Genomic DNA, 23,024 nt, shown 5'->3' on the forward strand with positions numbered 1-23,024 from the left:
CCGGCAGACGGTCTGCACGCAGGTGCTTCAAGCCACGGCCTCATCCGCATCGTCGGACAGATCCACCCAGATCGTCTTGAGTTGGGTATACTGGTCATGCGCGTGGATGCTGTTGTCGCGCCCGCCGAAACCGCTGGCCTTGAACCCGCCGAACGGGGTCGAGATGTCGCCCTCGCCAAAGCTGTTGACGGTGACCGTGCCCGCGCGGATCGCCCGCGCGCCCCGGATCGCCCGTTTCACATTGGCGGTGAAGATCGAGGCGGCCAGACCATATTCGGTGTCATTGGCCAGCGCGATCGCCTCGTCGAAACTGTCGACGGTCAGCACCGACAGCACCGGGTCAAAGATCTCCTCGCGCGCCTGCGGGGCGTCGGGCGCAACCTCGAGGATGGTCGGTTCGACAAAGCCAGCTTCGGCACTGCCGCCCATCACCACCTTGGGGCCCTTGCCCAGATGGGACCGGACCTTGTCGAAATGCGCGGCAGAGACCAGCGCCCCGACCCGGTTCTGCGGATCCAGCGGATCACCCATCGGCCATTCGCGGGCATGCGCCTTGATCCGATCGAGCAGCGCGTCCTTGACGCCCTTCTGCACGATCAGCCGCGAGGAGGCCGAGCAGTTCTCGCCCATGTTCCAGAACGCGCCATTGACCACATGCGCCGCGACCCGATCAAGGTTTTCGGCATCGTCCAGAACCACGGCCGGAGTCTTGCCGCCCATTTCCAGCGTGACTTCCTTGAGGTTGCTTTCCGCCGCATAGCGCAGGAACCGCCGCCCGGTTTCGGTGGAGCCGGTGAAGGACACCGCGTCCACATCCATGTGACGGCCCAGCGGTTCGCCCACATCCGGGCCGCTGCCCGGCAGCACGTTGAACACGCCCGCCTCCATCGCCAGTTCGGCGATGCGCAGCGCGGTCAGCGAGGTTTCCTCGGCGGGCTTGACGATGACCGAACAGCCAGCGGCCAGCGCCGGGCCGATCTTCCATGCCAGCATCAGCAGCGGAAAGTTCCACGGCAGCACCAGCCCCACCACGCCCACGGGTTCACGCACCACCATGGCGATATGGTTGTCCGAGGCGGGCGAGACCTGATCGTAGATCTTGTCGATCAGTTCGGCATGCCATGTCAGGCAGTGGATCGTCTCCGGCAGGTCGACGGTTTCGCAGTCACAGATGGTCTTGCCGGAATCGAGGCTTTCCATCACCGCCAGGTCGCGGGCATGGCGCCGGACCAGCTTGGCGAGCCGGATCAGCACCTCCTTGCGCGCGCCGGGATGCAGCCGCGACCAGCGGCCATCCTCGAAGGCGTCGCGGGCCTTCTGCACGGCAAAATCCACGTCATCGGGACCGTAGGCCGCGACCTTTGCCAGAAGCGCGCCCGTGGCGGGGTTCACGCTGTCAAAGGTCCTGCCGGATCTGGCAGGCCGGAAGCTGCCATCGACAAAGGCCTGTGTCGGCAGGTCCAGCCCCGCCGCGATGGCCTTGTATTCCTCGGCCGTCAGAAGATCGCTCATTCGGCTGCCTCCGCCTGCGTTCCGGCCTCGATCTCGGCCACGGTGCGTTTGAGAACCCGCACAACCTGTTCCAGCTGCCGCTTGTCATCCTTGTTGAGCGGCTTCAGCGGCGGGCGCGGCGGCCCGGCATACTGCCCCATCATCTCGCAGCCATGTTTGACGCACATGATCCGGCGGCCCCTGTCGTAATCGCCCGTCACCGCGCAGGCCCGCCACAGCGCCAGATGTTCGCCCGGCAGGAAATTCGATCCCGCGCAGACCCAGCTGCGCGCGCCCCATGCAAAAATTCCAGCGCCTGATCGTCCATCCCGCAGGACAGCTGCACATGCGGATAGTCCCGCGCCAGCAGATGCACGCGGTTGATGTCGCCCGAACTTTCCTTGATCGCGCAGAAATTCCGGCTGCGGCCCACCCGGTCAAGGAATTCCTCGCCCATGTTGATGCCCATGCGGCCGGGGTAATTGTACAGCATGATCGGCAGATCGGCGGCACGGTCGATGGCCAGCGCGTTCAGCGCGTTTTCGCGCTCGGTCGGCGCCGCATAGGGCGGCGAGCCCACCAGCAGGGCCGCAGCCCCGATGCGGGCGGCATGTTAGGCCATGGCGATGGAATCGGGCTGGCGGATCGCCACGGTGCCCACCATCAGCGGCAGGCGGTCGCCCACCACGTCCTTGACGAAACTGGCAAGCTCCATCCGCTCCTCAAGGGTCTGGGCGTAATATTCGCCCGTGGAGCCTCCGTTGATAAGGCCATGGACCCCCGAGGCGATCAGATACTCGATCTGTGCCACAAGCGCGTCCCGGTCCACGCTGCCATCCTCGCGATGTGGCGTGATCACGGACGTATAGATGCCTTCGAATTTCATGAGGCGCCTTTCTGGCTCAGGTCGCCCGGCGCGCGGCCAAGCGGAATCTGCATTCCCACTGGGGTGACAAAACTTTCGATCTCGGCTCTGGACAGCTCCCAGTGGTCGATGGCCAGCTGCCCGGCGCGATCGACATCGCCCTTTTCGATCAGCTCGATGAACTGGTCATGCTGGTCGGCGGCGACGCTGCGCTGTGCTGCCATGGACTGGTTGCGCGGGTTGTAGAACGACATGCCGATCCGGGTGTGGTCGATCAGCAGACGCCGCAGGCTGGGGGTCAGGAATTGGTTGTCGGCCATGTCGCCGATGATGGCATGAAAGCGCTGGTTCATCAGCGCGCGTTCGGCGGTGTCCCCGCCTGCCAGCTGATTCAGCGCCTCCCGCAGGGGCGGGCGCGAGATCTCGTAGGTTTCGGCAAGGTTGACCTCGTCCAGATAGGCGCCGGGTTCCAAATCCTGGGTCAGGATGCGGCCAGCGCGCGAACGAGGCGCTGAAGGCCGTCAAGACGCGCGGGCTTTCCAAGGAGGAGATCCGCGACCAGTACGACTGTGTGGTGGGCGTCCGCGATGCCAGCTTTTCTGTCAGCCGGGGCGAGATCTTCTGCATCATGGGCCTGTCCGGCTCCGGCAAGTCGACGCTGATCCGCCACATCAACCGGCTGATCGAACCGACATCCGGCACGATCCATATCGAAGGCCAGAACATCAACGATCTGTCCCAGAAGGATCTGCGCGCACTGCGCGCCGAAAAGATCGGCATGGTGTTCCAGAACATGGCGCTGATGCCGCATCGCACCGTGCTGGAAAACGTCGCCTTCGGCCAGCAGGTGCGGGGCCATGACGTGAAGGCCCGCACCCAGACCGCGCTGCGCGCCATCAAGGCGGTCGAACTGAACGGCTGGGAACGGAAATATCCCGACGAACTGTCGGGGGGCATGCAGCAGCGCGTGGGTCTGGCCCGCGCCATCGCCGCCGATCCCGCGATCCGGCTGATGGACGAGCCGTTTTCGGCGCTGGATCCGCTGATCCGCCGCCAGCTTCAGGACAAGTTCATGGCGCTTTCCGCCGAGATGAAGAAGACCACGCTGTTCATCACCCATGATCTGGACGAGGCCATCCGCATCGGCGACCGCATCGCCATCATGAAGGACGGGGTTCTGGTCCAGATCGGCACCCCCGAGGACATCGTGACCAATCCCGCCGATGACTATGTGGCCGATTTTGTCGCGGGCATCTCCAAGCTGGACCTGATCTCGGCGAAAAAGATCATGGAGCCGGTCGCCGCCTATATGCAGCGCAAGGGTCCGCTGGATCTGGACGCATGGCCCGAAGCCCATCCCGACCAGTCGCTGGACCAGCTCGTCGATCTGTCGATCGCCACCCGGCATCCGATCATCGTCAAGATCGACGGCAAGCCGATGGGCGTGGTCACCAAGAATGCCCTGCTGCGCGGCATCAAGGGTGACACCGCACCGACAGGCCAGGCGGCATAACCAAGGAACCGGACCATGGGCGGAGATCAGACATTCAACATTCTGGACCCCTTCTCGTCGGTCGATTTCGGCATTGCCGACAGCGCCGACGGTATCAAGCAATGGACGATTTCCAACCGCGAGGTCATTCAGCCGATCAAGACGGTGTTCAACGATCTCATCGTTGCCATCGACACCGGGCTGCACGCGGTGCCGCCGCTGGTGATGCTGGCGCTGATCGCGCTGATCGCGTGGCAGGCCGCTGGCGCGCGCACCGCTGTGCTGGTCGGGGTGTGCCTTGTGGCGCTTGGCCTGCTGGATCCCAACGCATGGGGGCTGGCCATGACCACGCTGGCCATCGTGATCGCCTCGGTCATCGCCTGTTTCGTGATCGGCCTGCCGCTTGGCATTCTTGCCGCCAAAAGCGACATGTTCGAAAAATCCTGCGCCCCGTGCTGGACCTGATGCAGACCATCCCGGCCTTTGTCTATCTGGTGCCGGTGGTCATGCTGGTCGCGATCGGCAACGTGTCCGGCGTGATCGTGACCATCATCTTCGCGCTGCCGCCGCTGATCCGGCTGACCTCGCTGGGGATCCGGGGGGTCAATCCTTCGGTGGTCGAGGCGGCGCAGGCCTTTGGCGCGAGCCCCCGGCAGATCCTGGTCAAGGTCGAACTGCCGCTGGCCGCGCCCACCATCCTTGCCGGGGTCAACCAGACCATCATGCTGGCGCTGTCCATGGTCGTCATCGCCTCGATGATCTCGGTCGGCGGGCTGGGAAACGAGGTGCTGCGCGCCATGGGGCGGCCTGATGCGGGCAAGGCCATCGTCGGCGGGCTTGGGCATCGTGATCCTTGCCGTGGTGCTGGACCGGATTTCGCAGGGGCTGGGTCAGTCCGGACGCGACCGGGGACACCGGCACTGGTGGCAGGGCGGGCCGGTGGGGCTGGTGCTGCGCCTGATCCCGTCGCGCACCGATGCGCTGCCGCAGCAGGCCCCCGAACTCAAGACAACAACAAACTGAACCAAACAGGGGAGTATCCACATGTTCAGAAGAACGCTTTTCGGGGCGCTGGCCGCCTCCACCACCCTCGTCGGGGCCGCTCTGGCACAGGACAGGCCGGGCGAAGGCGTCACCGTTCGCCCGGTGATCGGCCTTATCACCGAGGAATATTTCCAGAGCCGCATCCTGTTCCGCGCGCTGGAAGATCTGGGCTATACCGTCGCCACGCCGCTGGAAACCGAGATTCAGACCGCGCATCTGTCGGTTGGCACCGGGGATGGCGAATTCTACCCGATCCACTGGCAGAACCTGCATCAGGCCTTTTTCGACGAATCCGGCGGCGACGAGGTTCTGGAACGCGTCGGCCCCTTCGTCGGCGGCATGCTGCAGGGCTATCTGGTCGACAAGGCCAGCTATGATGCCGGAGTGACCGATATCGGCCAGCTCTCCGATGCCGCCGTCGCCGCGCGTTTTGATGCCGATGGCAACGGCACTGCCGATCTGGCGGGCTGCGTGCCGGGCTGGGGCTGCGAGCGGGTCATCGAACACCACCTGACCGAATACGGCCTGCGCGACACCGTCACCCACAATCAGGGATCCTATAACGCCCTGATGGCGGATTCGATCGCGCGTCTGACTTCGGGCAATTCGATCCTCTATTTCACATGGACCCCCTACTGGGTGTCGGGCGAACTGGTGCCCGGCGCGCATGTGGAATGGCTGTCCGTGCCCTATACCTCGCTGCCGGACGGGGTCGAGGCCGATACCGAAATCGACGGGCTCAACCTCGGCTTCGCCGTGGATTCCATGTATATCCTCGCCCGTGACGAATTCCTTGCCGAAAACCCCGCAGCGGCCCGGCTGTTCGAAATGGCCCGGCTCGACGTGAACGACATTTCGGCGCAGAACCTGCTGATGTCGAAAGGCGAAGACAGCTCCGCCGATATCGACCGCCATGTGGACGCATGGATCGAGGAACACCGCAGCGATTACGACCGCTGGCTTGACGCCGCCCGCGCCGCCGTCGCGAATTGATGCGATCCTGTGCCGCGCGGCCCATGGCCGCCACGCAGCATTTCGTCTTTGCCCTTGTCGACGACTTCACCCATATCGCCTTTGCCTGCGGGGTGGATCCGCTGCGCATCGCCAACCTGATTTCGGGCAAACCGCTGTACCGCTGGTCCTATGCCTCGCTCGACGGACAAACCGCGCGCAGTTCCGACGACACCCATATCCAGACCCATCACCGATTTGACGCGCTGCCCGAGTGCGACCGGCTGTTCCTCCTGTCCGGCATCAACATGCAGAGCAAGGATCACGGCGATCTGCTGGCAGCGGTCCGGCGCAAGCTGCGGCTCAGCGAAACCCGGATCGGGGCGCTGTGTTCGGGCAGCTGGATCCTTGCCAAAGGCGGGTTCCTTGATGGACAGAAAGCGGCGATCCACTGGGACTATCACGACAGCTTCATGGAGCAGTTTCCGGACGTCACGCTGGTGCGCAACGTGTTTGTCGCGGATGAACGCCACATCACCGCCTCCGGCGGGACGGCGACGGCGGATCTGATGCTGCATCTGATCGCCAGGGATCACGGGCTGGAGCTGTCGGTCGCCGTGGCCGGCCAGATGGTCTACAATGCCGTGCGGGAGTCGACCGCCGCGCAGAAAGTGTCGCTTCAGTCGCGAAACGGCATGCGCAACAGCCATCTGTCTGCCGCCATCGCCAGCATGGCGGGGCGAATGGACGATCCATGGCCGCCCTCTGCCATCGCGCGCGGACCGGGCATTTCCACCCGGCAGCTGGAGCGGCTGTTCGGCAAATACCTCAACACCTCGCCAAAGAAATACTACATCGAGATGCGGCTGGAACGCGCCCGGAACCTGTTGCTTCAGACGGAAATGTCGGTGATCGACGTGGCCATGGCCTGCGGTTTCGACAGTGCCGGGCATTTCTCCCGCACCTACCGCACCGCCTATGGCGTAACGCCAATGACCCAGCGCACCCGCAGGGCCTAGGCTCCGCACCGGTAACGGTCTTGAGGGCGCGGCGCTCTGTCCGCATCCGATCAGGCCTCCGCGCCGCCGTGGGGGCTGCCGTCGACGCGGTGGGTCACTGGGTGAGGACAAGATCGGCGGGGCGGCTTCTGGTGCGGACGGTGCGGCCATTGGGGAGGTCGTTGCCTTCCAGCTTCTGGCGGATCTGGTCTTCGGTCAGATCGTAATGGCTCCAGCGTGCGCGCAGGCGGTCGGCCAGAACCGGCTCGGGCACGTCCACCATGACCGTCCTGTCAAAACAGGCGGCCAGCCGGTCCCATGGGGCGCTGTCCAGCAGCAGATAATTGCCCTCGCACAGGATCAGCCTGACGCCGGGTGTGATCAGCCGCGCCGATCCGCGCGAAATCTCCAGATCGCGGTCAAAGACCGGGACCGCCACCGTTTCGGCCCCCGTCCGCAGCCGGTCGAGCACCGAGGCGAGCCCGCCCACATCGAACGTGTCCGGGGCGCCCTTCCACGGGCGGCGGCCCATGTCGTGCAGCACCGCGTCATCGTAGTGAAACCCGTCCATGGGCAGGATCGCCGAAAGCCCGGGATGGGCCCGCGCCAGCCCCGTCTGCAGCGCCTGCGCCGTCGTGCTTTTGCCCGAACCCGGCGCGCCTGCGATGGCCATGATCCGGCGGCCGGGCTGCTCCAGCAGGGTGAGGGCCTCCGTCAGGAGACCCTCCATGGTCACATGTCGCGCCATCAGATCAGCCGGTACTGGGCGGCCTTGTTGCGCAGGAAGGGCAGCCCTTTGGACATGACCTCTTCGTGATCCTTGGCGACGGGGCGCCAGACCGCCAGCCCGAACCCGATCTCCGGAGGCATGTTGATGAAGCTTTCCATCGCAAGCCCGCCCTTGAAATCGATGGCCTTCAGCGTGGCAAAGACCTCGTCCCAGTCGCAGCAGCCCTCTCCCGGGGTGCCGCGGTCGCTTTCGCTGAGGTGGATGTATTTCAGGTAATCGCGGCAGTCGAGAATGCCGTTGGCGGCGCCCTTTTCCTCGATGTTCATGTGATAGGTGTCGAGATGGACGAAGATGTTGTCCGACCCCACGCGTTCGATCATCTCGCGCGCCTGCCAGCCGGTATTGATGAGGTGGTTTTCGTAGCGGTTCACCGGCTCGATGCCAAAAAGCAGCCCGACCTCTTTCGCATATGTCGAGGCGGCATCCAGCACCTTGGCGACGTTGTCATATTCGGCCTGTGTCGGCCATGATCCGGTGCGCTGGCCGATGCCCCCGAACGTCACCCCCGACAGCGCCTCGGCGCCGCAGGCCTTGGTCTTGTCGATGGCAAGCCGGAGATAGTCGATCGCGCCTTCGGGATTGACCGAGGCCCAGTACTGTTCCGGCAGACCCAGCGAACAGACCGCGCGCAGGTTGTTCCGCTCCAGCAGCGCGGCGGTGTGGGCGGTGTCGATCTCTGCCGGGCGCAGCATCGGGATCTCGATGAAATCGACGCCGTAGCTGAGGGCCCCCGTCACGGCGCGCTCTGCGCCCTCGCGGTCCCAGTTCATCGTCCACATGCTGGTGTGTACGCCAAAGCCTTCCATTTAGGTGTCCTTTCGGGAAAGAAGTCCGATATATCGTTGAATCTGGCCGGATCGCAGCACCATCACCGCGATCAGGAACAGGCCCCAGACGGCCGTCGAAAGATGCTGGTTCGCCCCCACAAGGTTGAGCCCCGAGGACAGCACCTGCAGGATCACCAGCGCGAGGATGACTGGTGCCACGCGGCCATGGCCGCCGAACGGATCGATGCCGCCCAGAAAACAGGCCAGCACGGTGATCAGCAGCATCGCTTCGCCATGGCCCACGCGGACCGAACTGAACCGCGCGGCCATGAGGATGCCCGCAATGGCGCAGAGCACGCCCGACAGGGTATAGATCAGCACCAGCGTGCGCTTCGCATTCAGCCCCGCATATTCCACCGCCTTCAGGTTCGACCCGGTCATGTAGACCGAAAACCCATGCGGCGTGCGGCGCAGCAGCACATGCCAGCCAAGCGCGATCACCGCGAACAGGATCAGCGGCACCGGAATGCCCATGACGCTGCCATGGCCGAGCGTGTGCATGTGGTCTGGAAAGCCCGAAATGTCGCCGCCACGGGTCAGGAATTCGCCCAGTCCGCGCAGGAAGATCATCATCGCCAGCGACACGAGGATCGGATGCGCGCCGACATAGGCCACGACGCCACCCATCACCGCACCCGCCAGCGCGCCCACGATCACGGCGAGCGCGCAGCCGAGGATGAAGGCGGGAATGCCCGCCTCTGGCCCGCCGAACTGCATGAGCGTCCAGGCCAGCGTCAGCCCGCTGATATTGGCGGTATAGACGATGGCAAGGTTCAGCCCGCCCGACAGGATCGGGGCCAGCATGGCCAGAGTCAGCAGGCCGAGCAGCGGCATCTGGAAGCCCATGGAGCCAAGGTTTGCCCCGGTCAGGAAGCGCGGCGAGGCGATGGCGAAGACCACCACCAGCAGCACGAGCATGACCAGCAGCGACAGGTTCTCTCTGGCGGGACCGCCTGTCTTGAGGTTTTTGAAGCCCTTGAGGCCGGGCAGGCGTCTGGTGTCGCTCATCACGACCGGGCCTCCTTGTTGCGGAAGAATTGGCTGAGATCGATATTGGCGGTGGAGATGGCCACGAGGATCACCGCGCCGATGATCATCTGGAAGGCGAAGGGCGACACGCCCAGCAGGTTCAGCCCGTTCTGGGTGACCGCCACGAACATCACCCCAAGGATGCAGCCAAGGATCGTGCCCTTGCCGCCGCCCAGACGGGCGCCGCCCAGCACCACCGCCGCCAGCACGTCGAGTTCGCGACCGTAAAGCGCGTTTGGCACCACCTCCTTGACGATGTTCACCTGACAGAGCCCGGCAATCCCCGCCATGAGCCCCATCCAGCCGAAGGCCACGCCCTGCATCACCGCGATGTTCACGCCCGCGCGGCGCGCGCCTTCGGGGTTGTCACCAAAGGCGTAAAGCTGCCGACCGATATTGCTGCGCCGGATCAGCGCCCATGTGGCGATGACGCAGCCGATCATCACCGCGACGGACAGCGTCAGTTCCGACCAGATCCCTTGGGCGTTCTCATGTTCGAAGATGAAGATGCGCGCGGTCCACCAGTCCGGCAGGTTGTAGATGTTGCGCCCGCCGCTGAAGAACATCAGCAGCCCGAAAAACGCGTTGAAGGTGGCGATGGTCACCACGATGGAGATGATCCGAAAGCCATGGATCAGCCACGCGTTCAGCAGGCCCAGCAGGATGCCGAGAGAGCCGCAGAACAGGAATCCCAGCAGCCAGTTGCCGCCGCCGACGCTCATCAGCAGCTGCGCCGCGACGTATTGCACCACCGAGGAGGCCACGGCGAAGGAAATGTCGATGCCCCCGGCGATCAGCACCACCAGCAGACCCACCGCCCAGATCAGGTTCACGGCGCTGTTGTTCAGCAGCGAGGTCAGGTTGGGCAGGGTGGCAAATTGCGGCGCGCCGAGGGACAGGGCAATGCAGAGCACCGCCAGCACCACCGCAAGGCGCACCTCGATCGTATGACTGCGCAAGGCGTCACGCATAGATCCGCTCCTCCAGCTGGGGCACCGAAACGGTGCGCGGGTCGTAAGCCTGCACGATGCGGCCATCGGCCATGTGCAGGATGCGGTCGGAATGATGCATGACCTCGGTCACCTCGTCCGAGATCAGCAGGATGGCGAGGCCCTGCTCCGCCAGCGCGCGCACGATGCGGAAGATGCCCGCCCGCGCGCCCACGTCAACGCCCACCGTCGGGCTGTCGAGGATCAGCAGCCGCGGTTCTGTCGCCAGCCATTTCGCCAGCACGACCTTCTGCTGGTTGCCGCCGGACAGGGTGGAAATCGCATCCTCCGGCGCGCCGATCTTGACCCCCAGTTCGCGGATCCAGTGCCGCACCAGATCGGCCTTGCGCCGGTCAGAGATCAGCCCGCTGGCGGTGGTCAGCTGGCGGAGCACGGAAATCACCGTGTTGTCGGCGATGGACTGTTTCTGCAGCAGCCCCAGCGACAGGCGGTCCTCCGACACATAGGCCATGCCCTTGGCAATCGCCTCGCGGATGGAGCCGGGGCGAAAGGCCGACCCCTCCAGCGTCATGCTGCCCGCATCGGCCCGGCGCATGCCCATCATGACATGGGCCAGTTCGGTCCGCCCTGCCCCGATGAGCCCGGTCAGCCCCAGAACCTCGCCCGCCCGGATGGTCAGCGAGACATCCTCGAATTCGCCGTGACGGCTCAGGCCACGGGCCTCGAACACCACGGGCGCATCGGGCAGGTCGCGGGCATCGACCTTGTTTTCGATCAGATGGCCGGTCATCAGCTCGCCAAGCCGCGCCTGCGTCATGCCCTCGGTCGGGTAGACGCCCACAAGATTGCCGTCGCGCACGACGGTGACGCGCTCGGCGATCTCCAGCACTTCGGCCAGCCGGTGCGACACAAAGACAACGGCCACGCCATCCGCCGACAGCTTGCGCACGATGTCCAGCAGCCGGTCCGTTTCGGACTGGGTCAGCGAGGCGGTGGGTTCATCCATGAAGATCAGCTTCGCATCATTCATCAGCGCGCGGGCGATGGCCACCACCTGCCGCTGCGCGATGGACAGATCGTTGAGCGGCGCGGTCAGCGGCAGGGAGACGCCAAGCCGCTCCAGCACCTCGCCCGCCCGCGCGCTCATCTCGCGGTAGCGCACGGAACGGGGCCGCAGCCCGACAAGGTCGTCAAAGGCGATGTTTTCGGCCACGCTCATATGCGGGAACAGCGCCAGATCCTGCCAGATCACCGACACGCCCCGCTGCCGCGCCTGCACCGGGGTGATGCGGTCGACGCGCGCGCCAAAAAGTTCGATCAGATCGGCGCTTTCCGGCTGGTGGACGCCGGTCACCACCTTGATGAGGGTGGATTTGCCGCAGCCATTCTCGCCGGCAAGGCAGTGCACCTCGCCCGCGCGGACCTCGAAATCGATCTTGTTCAGCGCCTGCACCCCGCCGAAAGCCTTCGAGACCTTGTGGAGCCGCAGCGCGAACCGTTCTGCCGGGGCAGTTGTCATGGTTCACCTATGGGACATGAAGGAAAGGCGGGCAGGACCGGAGCCCCGCCCGCAGGGCGCCTTGGATCAGAGACCCTTTTCGGCCAGGTCGTCCACCGTGCTGGCGTTGATTTCCAGCAGGTTGTCGGTGATGATGTCCCGCGCGTCGGCGTCCGGTTCGATCACGCCGAGGCCCGGCACATCCATGCCGGATTCCAGCGTCTCGCCCCGCGCCAGCATGTCGCCGAGCGTGACAAAAACCTCGCCCGCCTGCGCCGGATTCCACATGAAGCCCCCGGTCAGCACGCCGGAATGGATCATCTTGCGGCCCTGCCCGGGAGAGAACGGCCCCATGACGTGGATCTCGCCGGTCTTGCGGCGCTCTTCCACGGCACGTCCCGCCCCGATCGGCCCTTGGCTGCCAAAGGCAAGGAAGCCCTTCAGATCCGGGTTGGCCGCGATCAGGTCAAGCGCGGTGGACCGGCTGTCATCGACATTCTCGGCCACGCCATACCGGTCGCCGACGATTTCGAGATCGGGGCGGTTCTCTGCCATCCACGCGATTGCGGCATCGGCCCATGCATTGTGCAGCGGCACCGTCAGCGAGCCGACATAGACCGCATATGTGCCGCCCTCGGGGGTCTTGTCGGACAGCAGCTTGGCATGCGCCTCGCCGAACCCCTCGGCAGAGGCCAGTTCGAAATTCCAGTCGACATTTTCCAGCCCCGGCCCTTCGTGCGAGATCACGATGATGCCCGCGTCCCGCGCCTTCTGCAGCACCGGCTCCAGCGCCGCCTCGTCATTGGGGACCACGCCGATCACGTCCACGCCCTTGGCGATCAGATCCTCGATGGCCTGCACCTGCAGCGCCGGATCGGCGGAAACCGGGCCGATCATCTCTGCCGTCACGCCCAGTTCCTCGGCGCGGCGGGTGATGCCGTCTTCCATGGCATTGAACCACGGAATGCCGCCGATCTTGACGACGATCCCCATGGAGGTTTCCGCACTGGCAGATGTGGCAAGGCCAAAGGTCAGCGCCAGCGCGCTGACCATTCCGGTCAATTTCGTCATGTCTTCCTCCCTCGGCGCGAGGTTTCGCGCCCTCCTGAACGTGCACAACCGATTGTGCTGATTCCGCCGAAAAAACCACGCGACCTTTTCGGGCGTCGTGGCTGCGGGATGCTGCTGAGTTTCCTCAGGTTGCGCAATCGATGTTGCAAGAGAAGCCGATTTCCGGTCATGCTGTCAACAGCCCTTTGCGACGTCTGTCGAAACGTCCCGGATCGAGACTCCAACCCTATGACAAAACTGCAGAAAGAGACGATTTACGACATCGCCCAGAAGGCCGGTGCCTCGGCGTCGACCGTCTCGGCGGCGCTGAACGGCACGTGGAAAAAGCGCCGCATCGCCAAGGTCACCGCCGAGCGGATCATCGCCATCGCGCAGGAACAGGGCTATTCGGCGAATCTGCAGGCGCGCGCGCTGCGCACCTCGCGCTCGGGTCTGGTCGCGCTGCTGATCCCGGAATACAACCGCTTCTTCTCCAACATCGCCCAGACCTTTTCCGCCGAGGTCCGCGCCCGCAACCAGTGCCCGGTAATCATCTCGACCGCGCGCGATCCCGAGGAGGAACGCCGCACCGTCTCTGACCTGACCGCATGGAATATCGACGCGATCTTTTTTGTCGGATCCGTGGCGCCAGAGGATCTCAGCCGTCACTGCACGGCGGCGCAGGTGCCCCATGTCTTTGTCGACCAGCCCTGCGCCATCGCGCCCTCGGTGGTGACCGACAGCCGGACCGGGGCGCATATCCTGACCCGCGAGATCATCGCAAGCATGCGCGCCCGCGGCGTTCCCATCGGGGCGTCGCCCCGCGACACGATCTATTTTGTGGGGGGCGACCGTCTGCTGCCCTCGACCCGCAACCGGGTGGAGGGCTTTTCAGAGGCGCTTTATGCTCATCTCGGGCGTCTCGACCCCGATCAGATCATCGCGCAGACCTATGATCTTGACGCGGCCACCGCCTCGATCAGCGCGCTTTACACCCGGCTGGGCGGTCTGCCGCGCGGGCTGTTCATCAACTCCGATTCGGTGTTCGAGGGCGCGCTGCGCTTTCTGGCCACCCTGCCCGAGGCCGAACTGACCTCCTGCTCCTTCGGCGTCTTCGATTACGAACCTTACGGACAGCTTCTGCGCTTTCCGGTCCATATGATGCGGCAGCGTCACAAGATGCTGGTGCACAGGGCCTTTGCCCTGCTGGACGAGGCGAGCCCCCCGGTGATCGAGATGGTGCAGCCCGAACTTTATCCCGCGCCCCTGCGCTGATCCGGCCCTGCCTCCGTCTAAGCGCGGCTCGCAGATCCACGTCGACAACCTGCTGCGGCTGAATTATCTATAATCCATGCAACACGCCCCCGAAGACACCCACGCCACGCGGATCGCCCGCATTCTGGCGGACCGCATCATCACCGGCGAAATTGCGCCCGGCACGCGGCTGCGGCAGGATCATATCGCCACGGAATTCGGCGCAAGCCATGTCCCGGTGCGCGAGGCTTTCCGCGAGCTTCAGGCGCAGGGTCTGGCGGAAAGCCTGCCGCGCCGCGGCTTCCGCGTCACCGAATTCGACGTGGCCGAACTGCGCGAGGTCGCCGAAATGCGGGCCAGTCTGGAAAGGCTGGCGCTGCGCCATGCCGCGCCCCACCTCACCCGGGCAATTCTGGCGGAAGCTGAAGAGGTTACGAGGCGCGGCGACAGCGCCGCCACGGTGCGCGACTGGGAGGCGGCGAACCGGCATTTCCACCGGCTGATCCTTGCGCCCTGCCAGATGCCGCGCCTGCTGCGCGCCATTGACGACCTGCAGGCCGCCAGCGCCCGCTTTCTGTTCGCCGCGTGGCGGCGCGACTGGGAGGCGCGCACCGATCACGACCACCGCGCCATTCTGGAGGCGCTGCGCAAGGGCCAGACCGATCTGGCCTGCAGCACGCTGGCCCGGCATGTCGGCTGGATCGGCAAGCGCAAGGCCGCAACAAAAAACGCAGATCCCAGAGAGACTTACGAGATTCTTGGGTAATTATCTATAATCTCGATTGCTGGCACGCGACACCTCTCCGTAACTATAGATAGAACCGCTATCTTGCAACGGAGTCCGCCCATGTCCTCGCTCACCCTCTCCCTGTCCCGCGCAGCGCCCCTGTGGCGCGGGCTGGTGCTCGCGCTGTGTGGCGCGGCGCTGATCACCCTTGGCGCCAAGGTGCAGATCCCGTTCTGGCCGGTGCCGATGACGCTGCACACGCTGGCGGTGTTCGCGGTTGCCGCAGCCCTTGGCCCGCGCCTTGGGGTGGCGGCAATGCTGGCCTATCTGGGCGCGGGGGCCTTGGGGCTGCCGGTGTTTTCGGGCACGCCCGAGCGGGGCATCGGGCTTGCCTATATGGCCGGGCCGACGGGGGGTTATCTGGCGGGCTATCTGCTTGCCGCCGGGCTGATCGGCGCGCTGGCGCAGCAACGCGGCTGGCTGGGCCGGGGGCTGGCGATGCTGGCGGGGCTGGTCGTGGTCTATGCCGCCGGGATGGCATGGCTTGCGGCCTTCGTGCCCGCGTCAAAGCTGCTGGCCACCGGCGTTGTGCCCTTCCTGCTGGGGGATCTGGTCAAGATCGCGCTGGCGGCCACGCTTCTGTCCGGCCTGAACCGGATCAAGGCGCGCGGCCAATGATCCGGACCGACTGGACCATGGCAGAGGCACGGGCGATCCACGCCCTGCCCTTTCCCGACCTGCTGCACCGCGCGCAGACCCTGCACCGCCGCCATTTCGACCCCACCGTGATCGAAACCGCGAGCCTGCTCAGCATCAAGACCGGCGGCTGCCCCGAGGATTGCGGCTATTGCTCGCAATCCGCGCATCACGACACCGGGGTGACAGCGACCAAGCTGATGGCCACCGAGGAGGTGCTGGCGGCAGCAAGCCGGGCCAAGGCCGCAGGCGCGCAGCGGTTCTGCATGGGGGCCGCGTGGCGCAGCCCCAAAGACCGCGACATGGACCGGCTCTGCGATATGGTGCGCGGCGTCGCCGATCTGGGGCTGGAAACCTGCATGACGCTGGGGATGCTCTCCCCCGGTCAGGTGGCGCGGCTGAAGGCGGCGGGGCTGGATTTCTACAACCACAACATCGACACATCGCCGGACTATTACGCCCGCATCGCCACGACCCGGACCATGGCCGACCGGCTCGACACGGTCGACGCGGTGCGCCGGGGCGGCATCAGGGTCTGCTGCGGCGGCATCCTTGGCATGGGCGAGGCGGAAGACGACCGCATCGCGATGCTGGTGACGCTGGCCACCCTGCCCGCCCATCCCGACAGCGTGCCGGTGAACCTGTGGACCAAGGTGGAAGGCGTGCCGGTGCAAAGCCGCGCGGCACCCGTCGATCCCTTCGCGCTGGTCCGCTGCGTGGCACTGGCGCGGATTCTGATGCCCGCCTCGGTGGTGCGCCTGTCGGCAGGGCGCACGGGGATGAGCGACGAGCTGCAGGCAATGTGCTTTCTGGCCGGGGCGAATTCGATCTTTGTGGGCGACCAGCTGCTGACCACCGGCAACCCGGCAGCTTGGCAGGATGCCGATCTGCTGGCGCGGCTCGGGATGCAGGTCGCCCCGGCTGCGGCCCGGCAGGGGGCGGCGGACTAGCCCCCGCCGTCTTTTCGCTTGATCCCGGATGCGCCTGCGGGCGAGGTCAGGGCAGGACCGACACCGCCAAGAGGCCCCGCATGACAACGATCACCCTGCTGACCGGCCCCGCCGCCCCCCTGCCCGGCAGCCCTGTGCGAAGCGGGATCGTGAAGCGCCCGGTGGACCGGCCCCTCGCCCTTGACGTCGAAGGGCTGCAGGGTGACGAACAGGCCGACCGGCGCGTGCATGGCGGGGTGGAAAAAGCGGTGCATCACTACCCGGCGGAGCATTACGCCGACTGGCGCACCGAACTGGGCGCCCTGCCCGCGCTGGCGGGGCCGGGCGGGTTTGGCGAAAATGTCTCCACCTTCGGGCTGACCGAGACCACGGTGGCGGTGGGGGACATCTTCCGGCTGGGCACGGCGCTGGTGCAGGTGTCGCAAGGCAGGCAGCCCTGCTGGAAGCTGAGCCGCCGCTTCGACACCCCGGACATGGCGCGGCGGGTGCAGCAGAGCGGGCGCACCGGCTGGTATTACCGCGTGCTGCAGCCCGGCACCGTCGCCCCCGGCGACAGGCTCGATCTGCTGGACCGCATCGCCCCGGACTGGACCCTGCAGCGGCTGTGGCACGCGCTTTACGTCGACCGGCTGAACCGGGACGAACTGCAGGGCCTTGCGGCACTTGACGTTCTGGCCGAAGGCTGGCGCAAATATGCCGTGCGGCGGCTGGACAGCGGTCGTGTCGAAGACTGGACCAAGCGACTGGATGGCCCCCAATGAGCCGGATTTTTTCATGACCCCTCCCCCCTTCGTGATCTCGATCCAGAGTCAGGTGGTCTTTGGCCATGTCGGCAACTCTGCCGCGCTGTTCCCGATGCAGGCGGCAGGGCTGGAGGTGGCGGCGATCCCCACGGTGATCTTTTCGAACACGCCCGATTATCCCACGCTGCGGGGCCGGGCGCTTGACCCGGATCTGTTTGCCGACCTGCTGCTGGGGGCACAGGAACGCGGGCTGCCCCAACGCGCTGACTATATCCTCACCGGCTATATCGGCTCGGTCGAGGTGGCCCGGAAGGTGGCCGATTTTGTGGCCGGGGCGAAGGCGGCCAATCCCCGGCTGATCTATCTCTGTGATCCGGTGATGGGCGATGCCGGGCCGGGGCTTTACGTGCCAGAGGCCATTGCCGATGTGATGCGCGACCGGCTGCTGCCGCTGGCGGACATCGCCACGCCCAACCCGTTTGAACTGTCATGGCTGACCGGCCACCGGGTTGCCACTCTGGCCGATCTGGGGGCCGCCCGGGAGGGTCTGTCGCTGCCAGCACGGACGCAGCTGATCGTCACCGGCTGCAGGCTGGAGGACACCGCCCCCGGCCAGATCGAAAGCGTGCGGCTTGGCCCCGACGGCACCAGCCGGCACCCGACCCCGCATCTGCCGATCGCCCTGCCCGGCACCGGCGACCTCTTTGCCGGGCTGATCGTGGCGGGGGTGGCGCGCGGGCTTGGCCTGCCCGCCGCCATCGAGATGGCGCAGAGCCTGACCTCCCGCGCCCTGACCCATGCGCAGGCGCTTGGCGCGGGAGAGGTGGTGCTGACCGAGCCGGAATTCCGCCACACGCTGCTGACCCTCGCCCCCGACTAAGGCAGCCTAGGGCCGGGGATCGGTCGGCTTGCGGGCGGCAGCATCCAGCATCGCCTGCCCGATCTGCCGGTCCCCTTGGGCAACAAGCGTTTCCCCCGCACTCCGCAGGTCATCCGCCGTCTTGTTCTGGCTCAGCTTGGCCTTGCCGACAAGGCGGGTGATCTCGATTTCAAGGCCGACGATGGCCTTGACCAGAGCCGCCGTGAAGTCTTTTGGCGCATCCCCCATCTTCCACGGCACGGGCTGATCTGCCTCGTGGCTTCGGGTCAGCCGGGCCACGTTGCGCCTGACGAAGCCCTCGTCATCCTGAACGGTGATGCGCCCATGGGCATGCGCCACAAGGTAGTTCCATGTGGGAACCTGCTTGTGGGCCTCGTGTTTGCTTGGATACCATGTTGGTGACACATAGGCGTCGGCCAAGCGGAACACCACAAGCACCTCGTCGCCGGTCGTGACATCGGTCCAGACCGGATTGCTGCGCGCGACGTGGCAGCGCAGGGTTCCGTACTCTCCCTGCGTCCGGTCCAGTTCGAACGGGATGTGATTTGCGTCAAGCCCGCTTGCGCCGTGGGTGACCAGAACACCCAGCGCGGTCTTTTCGATCAGGTCTTGAAGAACCGCGCGGTCGGGCTCGTCAAAATGGGGCGGGACATACATGCGGCGTCCTGTCGGTGGCGGTGAAAAAATGTCGGCTCTCGGCAGAGGGCAACACGTCAGGCACCCGGCATCGCTACGGCTGACGGGGCGGTGTGCGGCGCTGCGGTGGCGGGCGGGCCTGTCCTGATCATGACACTCGAACCTTCTCTTGGATCTCCGGCAGGGTGGCGGCAAACTGGATCAGATGAAACGTCCAGTTGGCAGAAATTGAGATGGTCCAGTTCGGGGCGGACGGGCGCGGGGGCAAACCGGGAGCCCGGCAGATCTATGAGGCGCTGCGCGACCAGATCATCGCGGGCGTCTACCCGCCGGAAAGCCAGATCCCGTCCTCGCGCGGGCTGGCGGACGAGCTTGGCGTTGCGCGGACAACCGTCACGGTCGCACTGGAACAGCTCGCCGCCGAAGGCTTTATCGAGATCACGCAAGGCAGGCGGCCCCGCGTCGTGTCCTCGCCGGTCAGACCGGCGCCAAGCGAGCCCGCCGCGCCGCGATCCGGTCCGGTCCGTCTGTCGGCTTATGGCGACCGTCTGCGATCGGCCCCGCGCTGGACAGGCGACCTTGCGACCGCGCCGCAGATCGACTTCCGCTATGGCGATCTGGCACCCGGAGATTTTCCAAGCCTTCTCTGGAGGCGTGCCCTGACCGAGGCGCTGGCAAGACGGCCGCAGCGGCTGGCCTATCAAGACCCGCGCGGATCGCTGCGCCTGCGTCAAGCGCTGCAGGGCTATCTGTGGCGGGCGCGGAGGATACGCTGCGATCTGGATCAGATCATGATCGTCAACGGCTCGCAGCAGGGTCTTGATCTCTGCGCGCGCCTGCTTCTGGACCCGCGCGAGCGTTTCGTGATGGAGGATCCCGGCTACCGGATGGCGCGGCAGGTCTTCGAAGCGACCGGCGCCACGCCGGTTGCCATTGATGTCGATGCGGACGGGATGAGGACGGCAGGTCTGGAGACAGTCGAGGCACGGCTGGCCTATGTGACGCCGTCGCATCAGTTCCCGCTTGGCGGCGTCATGCCGGTTGCGCGTCGGCACCAGCTTCTGGACTGGGCGCGCGCCCGCTCCGCCTATGTGCTGGAGGATGATTACGACAGCGAATATCGCTATGACATCAACCCGGTTCCGCCGCTGCACAGTCTCCAGCCCGATGCCGCCGTCATCTATCTTGGCACGGTGTCAAAGACGCTCTCCCCGATGCTGCGCATCGGCTATCTGGTGGTTCCCCCCGAACTGGTCCCGGTTTTCAGCACCGCCAAGCAGATCACCGACCGGCATTCCCCGGTTGCGGAACAGGAGGCTCTGGCCCGCCTGATCGAAACCGGCAGCTACGAGCGGCATGTCCGCCGGGTGCGCAGGCTGAACGGCGAACGGCGCGCCACCCTGCTGGCGGCGTTGCGGCGGCATTTCGGCGACCGCATCAGGGTGCAGGGGGCAGAGGCCGGGCTGCATGTCGTCGTCTGGTTCGATCATCTCCCCCGCGCGCGGGAGCCGGACCTGATCGCAGCCGCCCGGCGCTTGGGCCTCGGGCTGCACCCGATCTCGTCGCTTTACGGGGGGTCGGCAGGCGGACCGGACCGCGTCGGTCTGGTCATGGGCTACGCGGCACTTGGCCTCCGGCAGATCGAGAAAGGTGTCGATCTGCTTGCAGAGGTCATCGCGCGGCTATGACCAGACCGGTCGGCCCCGCCCCCGTTACAGATCAAGGTCAAGCAGCGCCTGCCGCATCACTTCGGCATCGGCATCAATCCCTGTCCAGTATTTCAGCCCGATCACGCCTTGGCCGACCAGCATCCCCAGCCCGTCCGCCGTCCGGCAGCCGCGCGCCTGTGCCGCCTGCAGCAGCCTCGTGCGCGGCGGATTATGGATGCCGTCCGCCACGACCATGTCGGGCTGCAGGCTGTCGTGGTCGATGTCTGGGGTCGCCTCCACATCAGGGTAAAGCCCGACAGAGGTGGCGTTCACCACGATGCCGGTCCCTGCGGGGATGGCAAAGGTGCCGTCCCACGGATGATAGACGGCCTCTGCCGGGGTCTTTTCGGTGATCAGCCGCGCCAGAGTTTCGCCCCGCGCCGCGCTGCGGTTGACGATGGTCAGATGGGTCACGCCCGCAAGCGCCAGTTCCACCGCCACGGCCCGGGCCGCCCCGCCCGCGCCCAGCACCACCGCACGATGCCCGGCAGGATCGCAGATCTGCCTCAGGGCGCGGACGAAGCCCTTGCCGTCGGTGTTTTCTCCGATCAGCTTGCCGTCGCGGGCAACGATGGTGTTCACCGCGCCGATGATCCGGGCGGAGTCGCCCAGCCCGTCAAGATGGTCGATCACCGCGACCTTGTGCGGGATGGAGCAGTTGAAGCCGCGCCAGCCCATGGCCCGCGCCCCGGCCACGGCAGCCCCCAGATCCTCCGGCGCCACCTCGCAGTTGATGTAGCGCCACGGCAGGCCGTGATGCCTGAACGCGGCCTCGATCATGGCGACGGTCGGGTTCTCGGCGGCGGGGCAGGCAAAGGAGCCGGTGAGAGGCTGGAGGAAATCATGCGACATCGGAGATCCTTTCAGGCAGCGGCAGAGGTGCTGAGGCTGCGCGCCAGATGGGCGCCAACGCGCAGCCCTTGGGCCGCGATGGTCAGCGCGGGGTTCACGGCGGCGGAGGACGGGAAACAGCCCGCATCCACCACGTGAAGGTTGGGATGGTCATGGGCGCGGCACAGCGCGTTGAGCGCAGAGGTGGCCTGATCGTCGCCCATCCGCACGGTGCCGCACTGGTGCGACGGGGCCTCGATCCCGAAGCTGTGGCGCAGGACCAGCGGAAACCCGATCCGCCGCAGAAGCCTGCGGACATGCCGCACGAAGCGGTCATGCGCCGAAAGATCGGCCGGATGCCATGTGACCTCGGGCGTGCCGTCCGGCATAAGCCGCACGCGGTTGCTGGCCAGCGGCGGGTCTTCCGACATGACCAGCCAGTCCACGCTGTGCCGCCCCAGCCAGTTGGCAAGCGGCTTCGGCGTGGCGGGATAGGCCGCGCGGATCATCGGGCCGCGGATGTTGCCCAGCATCTGGATATTGCCCCGCGCCATCGGATCACCGGATATGCCGCCGTAAAAATCGTTCACGGACAGGGTTTTGGGAAAGGCCGTGTCGTTGACCTCGAACGGCAGGACGCCCATCAGCCCGGTCAGGTGGTGGTTCATCAGATAGCGCCCCACCACGCCGGACCGGTTGGCAAGGCCATCGGGGCAGCGGTCGGTGGCCGAGCGGAGCAGGATCAGCGCCGAATTGACCGCGCCCGCGCTCAGCACGACATGCGGGGCCTCGATGTGCTGCAGCACGCCGTCCCGCAGCACCTCGACAGCGGTGATGTGCCGCCCCTGCGCGTCATGCAGCAGACGGCGGACTTCGACTCCGGTGCGGATCTCGACATTGGGCATGGCCTGCAGCTGCCGGATCAGCCGCGTTTCGGCATCGCCCTTGGCGCCGAAGCGGCAGGCAAAAGCGTCACAGGTGCCGCAAAGAGTGCAGGCCCCGCCGGGGCCGTAATCCACCGCCGCAGGCATATGGAACGGGTGCAGCCCGGCGCCCGCCAGCCGCTCCGCCATGCGCCCGATCAGCGGCGCATGCGGCACGGGCGCATGCGCATAATCCGCCTGTCGCCACGGCTCTGTCGGATCGGTTCCGGCAGCACCCCTGACCCCGAAGATCTGCTCGGCCTGCGTGTAGAACGGTTCAAGCTCGGCATAGCTGACCGGCCACGCCGGAGAGACGGCCTCCTCGTGCTGCGTTTCGGCGAAATCGCTCTCGCGGAAGCGGAACATGGCGGTGCCGTAGAATTTGGTGTGCCCGCCAAGGTAATAATACTGGCCGGGGCGGTAGCGGCGCCCGGTCTCGTCCTGCCACTGCTCCTGCGTCCGGTAGCGGTTTTGAACGAAAACCGCTTCGGCATCGCTCAGTTCCGGCTCGTCCGGCAGGGCCTTGCCGCGTTCCAGCAGAAGCACGCGCATCCCGGCGCGCGCCAGCTGCATCGCGACGGTGCCCCCGCCAACCCCGCTGCCGACCACGATGACCTGCGGGCTGTCCATCTGCTGCTGCCTTATGTCGTTCATGCCGGGCTCCTCCCTCCCCAACCTAGCCGCTGCCCG

23 protein-coding genes and 2 pseudogenes are annotated in these 23,024 nt (G+C 66.0%); 13 read left to right on the plus strand and 12 right to left on the minus strand.

Annotation, left to right across the window (positions count from 1 at the left end):
• Positions 1-27: 27 nt before the first annotated feature.
• The 3 genes and pseudogenes from VK682_RS08855 to VK682_RS08865 all read right to left on the minus strand — a co-directional run bounded on the left by VK682_RS08855 (position 28) and on the right by VK682_RS08865 (position 2,829).
• Entirely contained in the window at positions 28-1,512 is a 1,485-nt protein-coding gene (locus tag VK682_RS08855) for an aldehyde dehydrogenase (protein WP_230795595.1), read from the minus strand.
• Positions 1,509-2,377, minus strand: a pseudogene (locus tag VK682_RS08860) (dihydrodipicolinate synthase family protein). Before VK682_RS08860 ends, VK682_RS08855 begins: the two are co-directional and overlap by 4 nt.
• On the minus strand, positions 2,374-2,829 hold the full coding sequence (locus VK682_RS08865; RefSeq protein ID WP_230795596.1) for an FCD domain-containing protein: 456 nt from the start codon (positions 2,827-2,829) through the stop codon (positions 2,374-2,376). Before VK682_RS08865 ends, VK682_RS08860 begins: the two are co-directional and overlap by 4 nt.
• A 38-nt stretch (positions 2,830-2,867) precedes the next feature.
• On the opposite strand from VK682_RS08865, the gene VK682_RS08870 reads away from it, so the two are divergent.
• The 6 genes and pseudogenes from VK682_RS08870 to VK682_RS08895 all read left to right on the plus strand — a co-directional run bounded on the left by VK682_RS08870 (position 2,868) and on the right by VK682_RS08895 (position 6,862).
• Positions 2,868-3,869 carry a quaternary amine ABC transporter ATP-binding protein gene (locus VK682_RS08870; RefSeq protein ID WP_269061964.1) on the plus strand — a complete coding sequence of 334 codons (1,002 nt, stop codon included), beginning with the start codon at positions 2,868-2,870 and terminating at the stop codon, positions 3,867-3,869.
• Between the two features lie 15 nt (positions 3,870-3,884).
• A complete protein-coding gene (locus VK682_RS08875; RefSeq protein ID WP_230795598.1) occupies positions 3,885-4,313 on the plus strand; it encodes an ABC transporter permease in 429 nt (142 codons plus the stop codon).
• Positions 4,313-4,585: pseudogene (locus VK682_RS08880) on the plus strand (ABC transporter permease subunit); the annotation flags it as partial. The gene VK682_RS08875 and the pseudogene VK682_RS08880, both read left to right, overlap by 1 nt.
• A 73-nt stretch (positions 4,586-4,658) precedes the next feature.
• Positions 4,659-4,871 (plus strand): hypothetical protein, encoded by a 213-nt coding sequence (locus VK682_RS08885; RefSeq protein ID WP_230795817.1) that lies wholly within the window; start codon positions 4,659-4,661, stop codon positions 4,869-4,871.
• A gap of 21 nt (positions 4,872-4,892) precedes the next feature.
• Positions 4,893-5,885 (plus strand): glycine betaine/L-proline ABC transporter substrate-binding protein ProX, encoded by a 993-nt coding sequence (proX, locus tag VK682_RS08890; RefSeq protein WP_230795599.1) that lies wholly within the window; start codon positions 4,893-4,895, stop codon positions 5,883-5,885.
• 23 nt (positions 5,886-5,908) lie between these two features.
• Entirely contained in the window at positions 5,909-6,862 is a 954-nt protein-coding gene (locus VK682_RS08895) for a GlxA family transcriptional regulator (protein WP_230795600.1), read from the plus strand.
• 94 nt (positions 6,863-6,956) lie between these two features.
• Here VK682_RS08895 and VK682_RS08900 read toward each other — a convergent pair whose 3' ends face one another.
• The 6 genes from VK682_RS08900 to VK682_RS08925 form a co-directional block, all read right to left on the minus strand.
• The gene (locus VK682_RS08900; protein ID WP_230795601.1) at positions 6,957-7,589 is read right to left on the minus strand and encodes a nucleoside/nucleotide kinase family protein; all 633 of its coding nucleotides are present in this window, start codon (positions 7,587-7,589) and stop codon (positions 6,957-6,959) included.
• Positions 7,589-8,437, minus strand: coding sequence for a sugar phosphate isomerase/epimerase family protein (locus VK682_RS08905; protein ID WP_089845336.1), 849 nt, complete (start codon positions 8,435-8,437; stop codon positions 7,589-7,591). Before VK682_RS08905 ends, VK682_RS08900 begins: the two co-directional genes overlap by 1 nt.
• On the minus strand, positions 8,438-9,466 hold the full coding sequence (locus VK682_RS08910; protein ID WP_324781691.1) for an ABC transporter permease: 1,029 nt from the start codon (positions 9,464-9,466) through the stop codon (positions 8,438-8,440). It abuts the gene before it with no gap.
• Positions 9,466-10,458, minus strand: a complete 993-nt coding sequence (locus VK682_RS08915; protein ID WP_230795603.1) for an ABC transporter permease — start codon at positions 10,456-10,458, stop codon at positions 9,466-9,468. Before VK682_RS08915 ends, VK682_RS08910 begins: the two co-directional genes overlap by 1 nt.
• Positions 10,451-11,956 (minus strand): sugar ABC transporter ATP-binding protein, encoded by a 1,506-nt coding sequence (locus tag VK682_RS08920; protein WP_089845342.1) that lies wholly within the window; start codon positions 11,954-11,956, stop codon positions 10,451-10,453. The genes VK682_RS08915 and VK682_RS08920 overlap by 8 nt, the downstream gene beginning before the upstream one ends.
• 66 nt (positions 11,957-12,022) lie before the next feature.
• A complete protein-coding gene (locus VK682_RS08925) occupies positions 12,023-13,006 on the minus strand; it encodes a substrate-binding domain-containing protein (protein ID WP_230795604.1) in 984 nt (327 codons plus the stop codon).
• Positions 13,007-13,234: 228 nt separating this feature from the next.
• On the opposite strand from VK682_RS08925, the gene VK682_RS08930 reads away from it, so the two are divergent.
• From VK682_RS08930 to pdxY, 6 genes are all read left to right on the plus strand, one after another.
• Positions 13,235-14,260 carry a LacI family DNA-binding transcriptional regulator gene (locus VK682_RS08930; RefSeq protein WP_230795605.1) on the plus strand — a complete coding sequence of 342 codons (1,026 nt, stop codon included), beginning with the start codon at positions 13,235-13,237 and terminating at the stop codon, positions 14,258-14,260.
• A 76-nt stretch (positions 14,261-14,336) separates the two neighbouring features.
• Positions 14,337-15,005, plus strand: coding sequence for a GntR family transcriptional regulator (locus VK682_RS08935; RefSeq protein ID WP_324781692.1), 669 nt, complete (start codon positions 14,337-14,339; stop codon positions 15,003-15,005).
• Positions 15,006-15,086: 81 nt separating this feature from the next.
• Entirely contained in the window at positions 15,087-15,644 is a 558-nt protein-coding gene (locus tag VK682_RS08940; protein WP_324781693.1) for a biotin transporter BioY, read from the plus strand.
• A complete protein-coding gene (gene bioB / locus VK682_RS08945; protein ID WP_230795610.1) occupies positions 15,641-16,612 on the plus strand; it encodes a biotin synthase BioB in 972 nt (323 codons plus the stop codon). Before VK682_RS08940 ends, bioB begins: the two co-directional genes overlap by 4 nt.
• 80 nt (positions 16,613-16,692) lie before the next feature.
• On the plus strand, positions 16,693-17,373 hold the full coding sequence (locus VK682_RS08950) for an MOSC domain-containing protein (protein WP_230795612.1): 681 nt from the start codon (positions 16,693-16,695) through the stop codon (positions 17,371-17,373).
• A 13-nt stretch (positions 17,374-17,386) separates the two neighbouring features.
• Positions 17,387-18,235, plus strand: coding sequence for a pyridoxal kinase (pdxY, locus tag VK682_RS08955; protein WP_230795614.1), 849 nt, complete (start codon positions 17,387-17,389; stop codon positions 18,233-18,235).
• A gap of 6 nt (positions 18,236-18,241) precedes the next feature.
• On the opposite strand, the gene VK682_RS08960 is transcribed toward pdxY, so the two are convergent.
• Positions 18,242-18,892 (minus strand): FMN-binding negative transcriptional regulator, encoded by a 651-nt coding sequence (locus VK682_RS08960; protein WP_230795617.1) that lies wholly within the window; start codon positions 18,890-18,892, stop codon positions 18,242-18,244.
• Between the two features lie 197 nt (positions 18,893-19,089).
• Here VK682_RS08960 and pdxR point away from each other — a divergent pair, with 197 nt between their 5' ends.
• Positions 19,090-20,559 carry a MocR-like pyridoxine biosynthesis transcription factor PdxR gene (pdxR, locus tag VK682_RS08965; protein WP_230795618.1) on the plus strand — a complete coding sequence of 490 codons (1,470 nt, stop codon included), beginning with the start codon at positions 19,090-19,092 and terminating at the stop codon, positions 20,557-20,559.
• Positions 20,560-20,583: 24 nt separating this feature from the next.
• Here pdxR and aroE read toward each other — a convergent pair whose 3' ends face one another.
• Together aroE and VK682_RS08975 are read right to left on the minus strand one after the other, a co-directional pair.
• Complete coding sequence (gene aroE / locus VK682_RS08970; protein ID WP_230795620.1) at positions 20,584-21,432, minus strand: shikimate dehydrogenase; 849 nt, start codon at positions 21,430-21,432, stop codon at positions 20,584-20,586.
• An 11-nt stretch (positions 21,433-21,443) separates the two neighbouring features.
• Positions 21,444-22,988, minus strand: a complete 1,545-nt coding sequence (locus VK682_RS08975) for a GMC oxidoreductase (protein WP_230795622.1) — start codon at positions 22,986-22,988, stop codon at positions 21,444-21,446.
• Positions 22,989-23,024: the final 36 nt, after the last annotated feature.

Origin of the sequence: Salipiger marinus, assembly GCF_035481585.1 — a bacterium.
GTDB classification, from domain to species: domain Bacteria; phylum Pseudomonadota; class Alphaproteobacteria; order Rhodobacterales; family Rhodobacteraceae; genus Salipiger; species Salipiger marinus.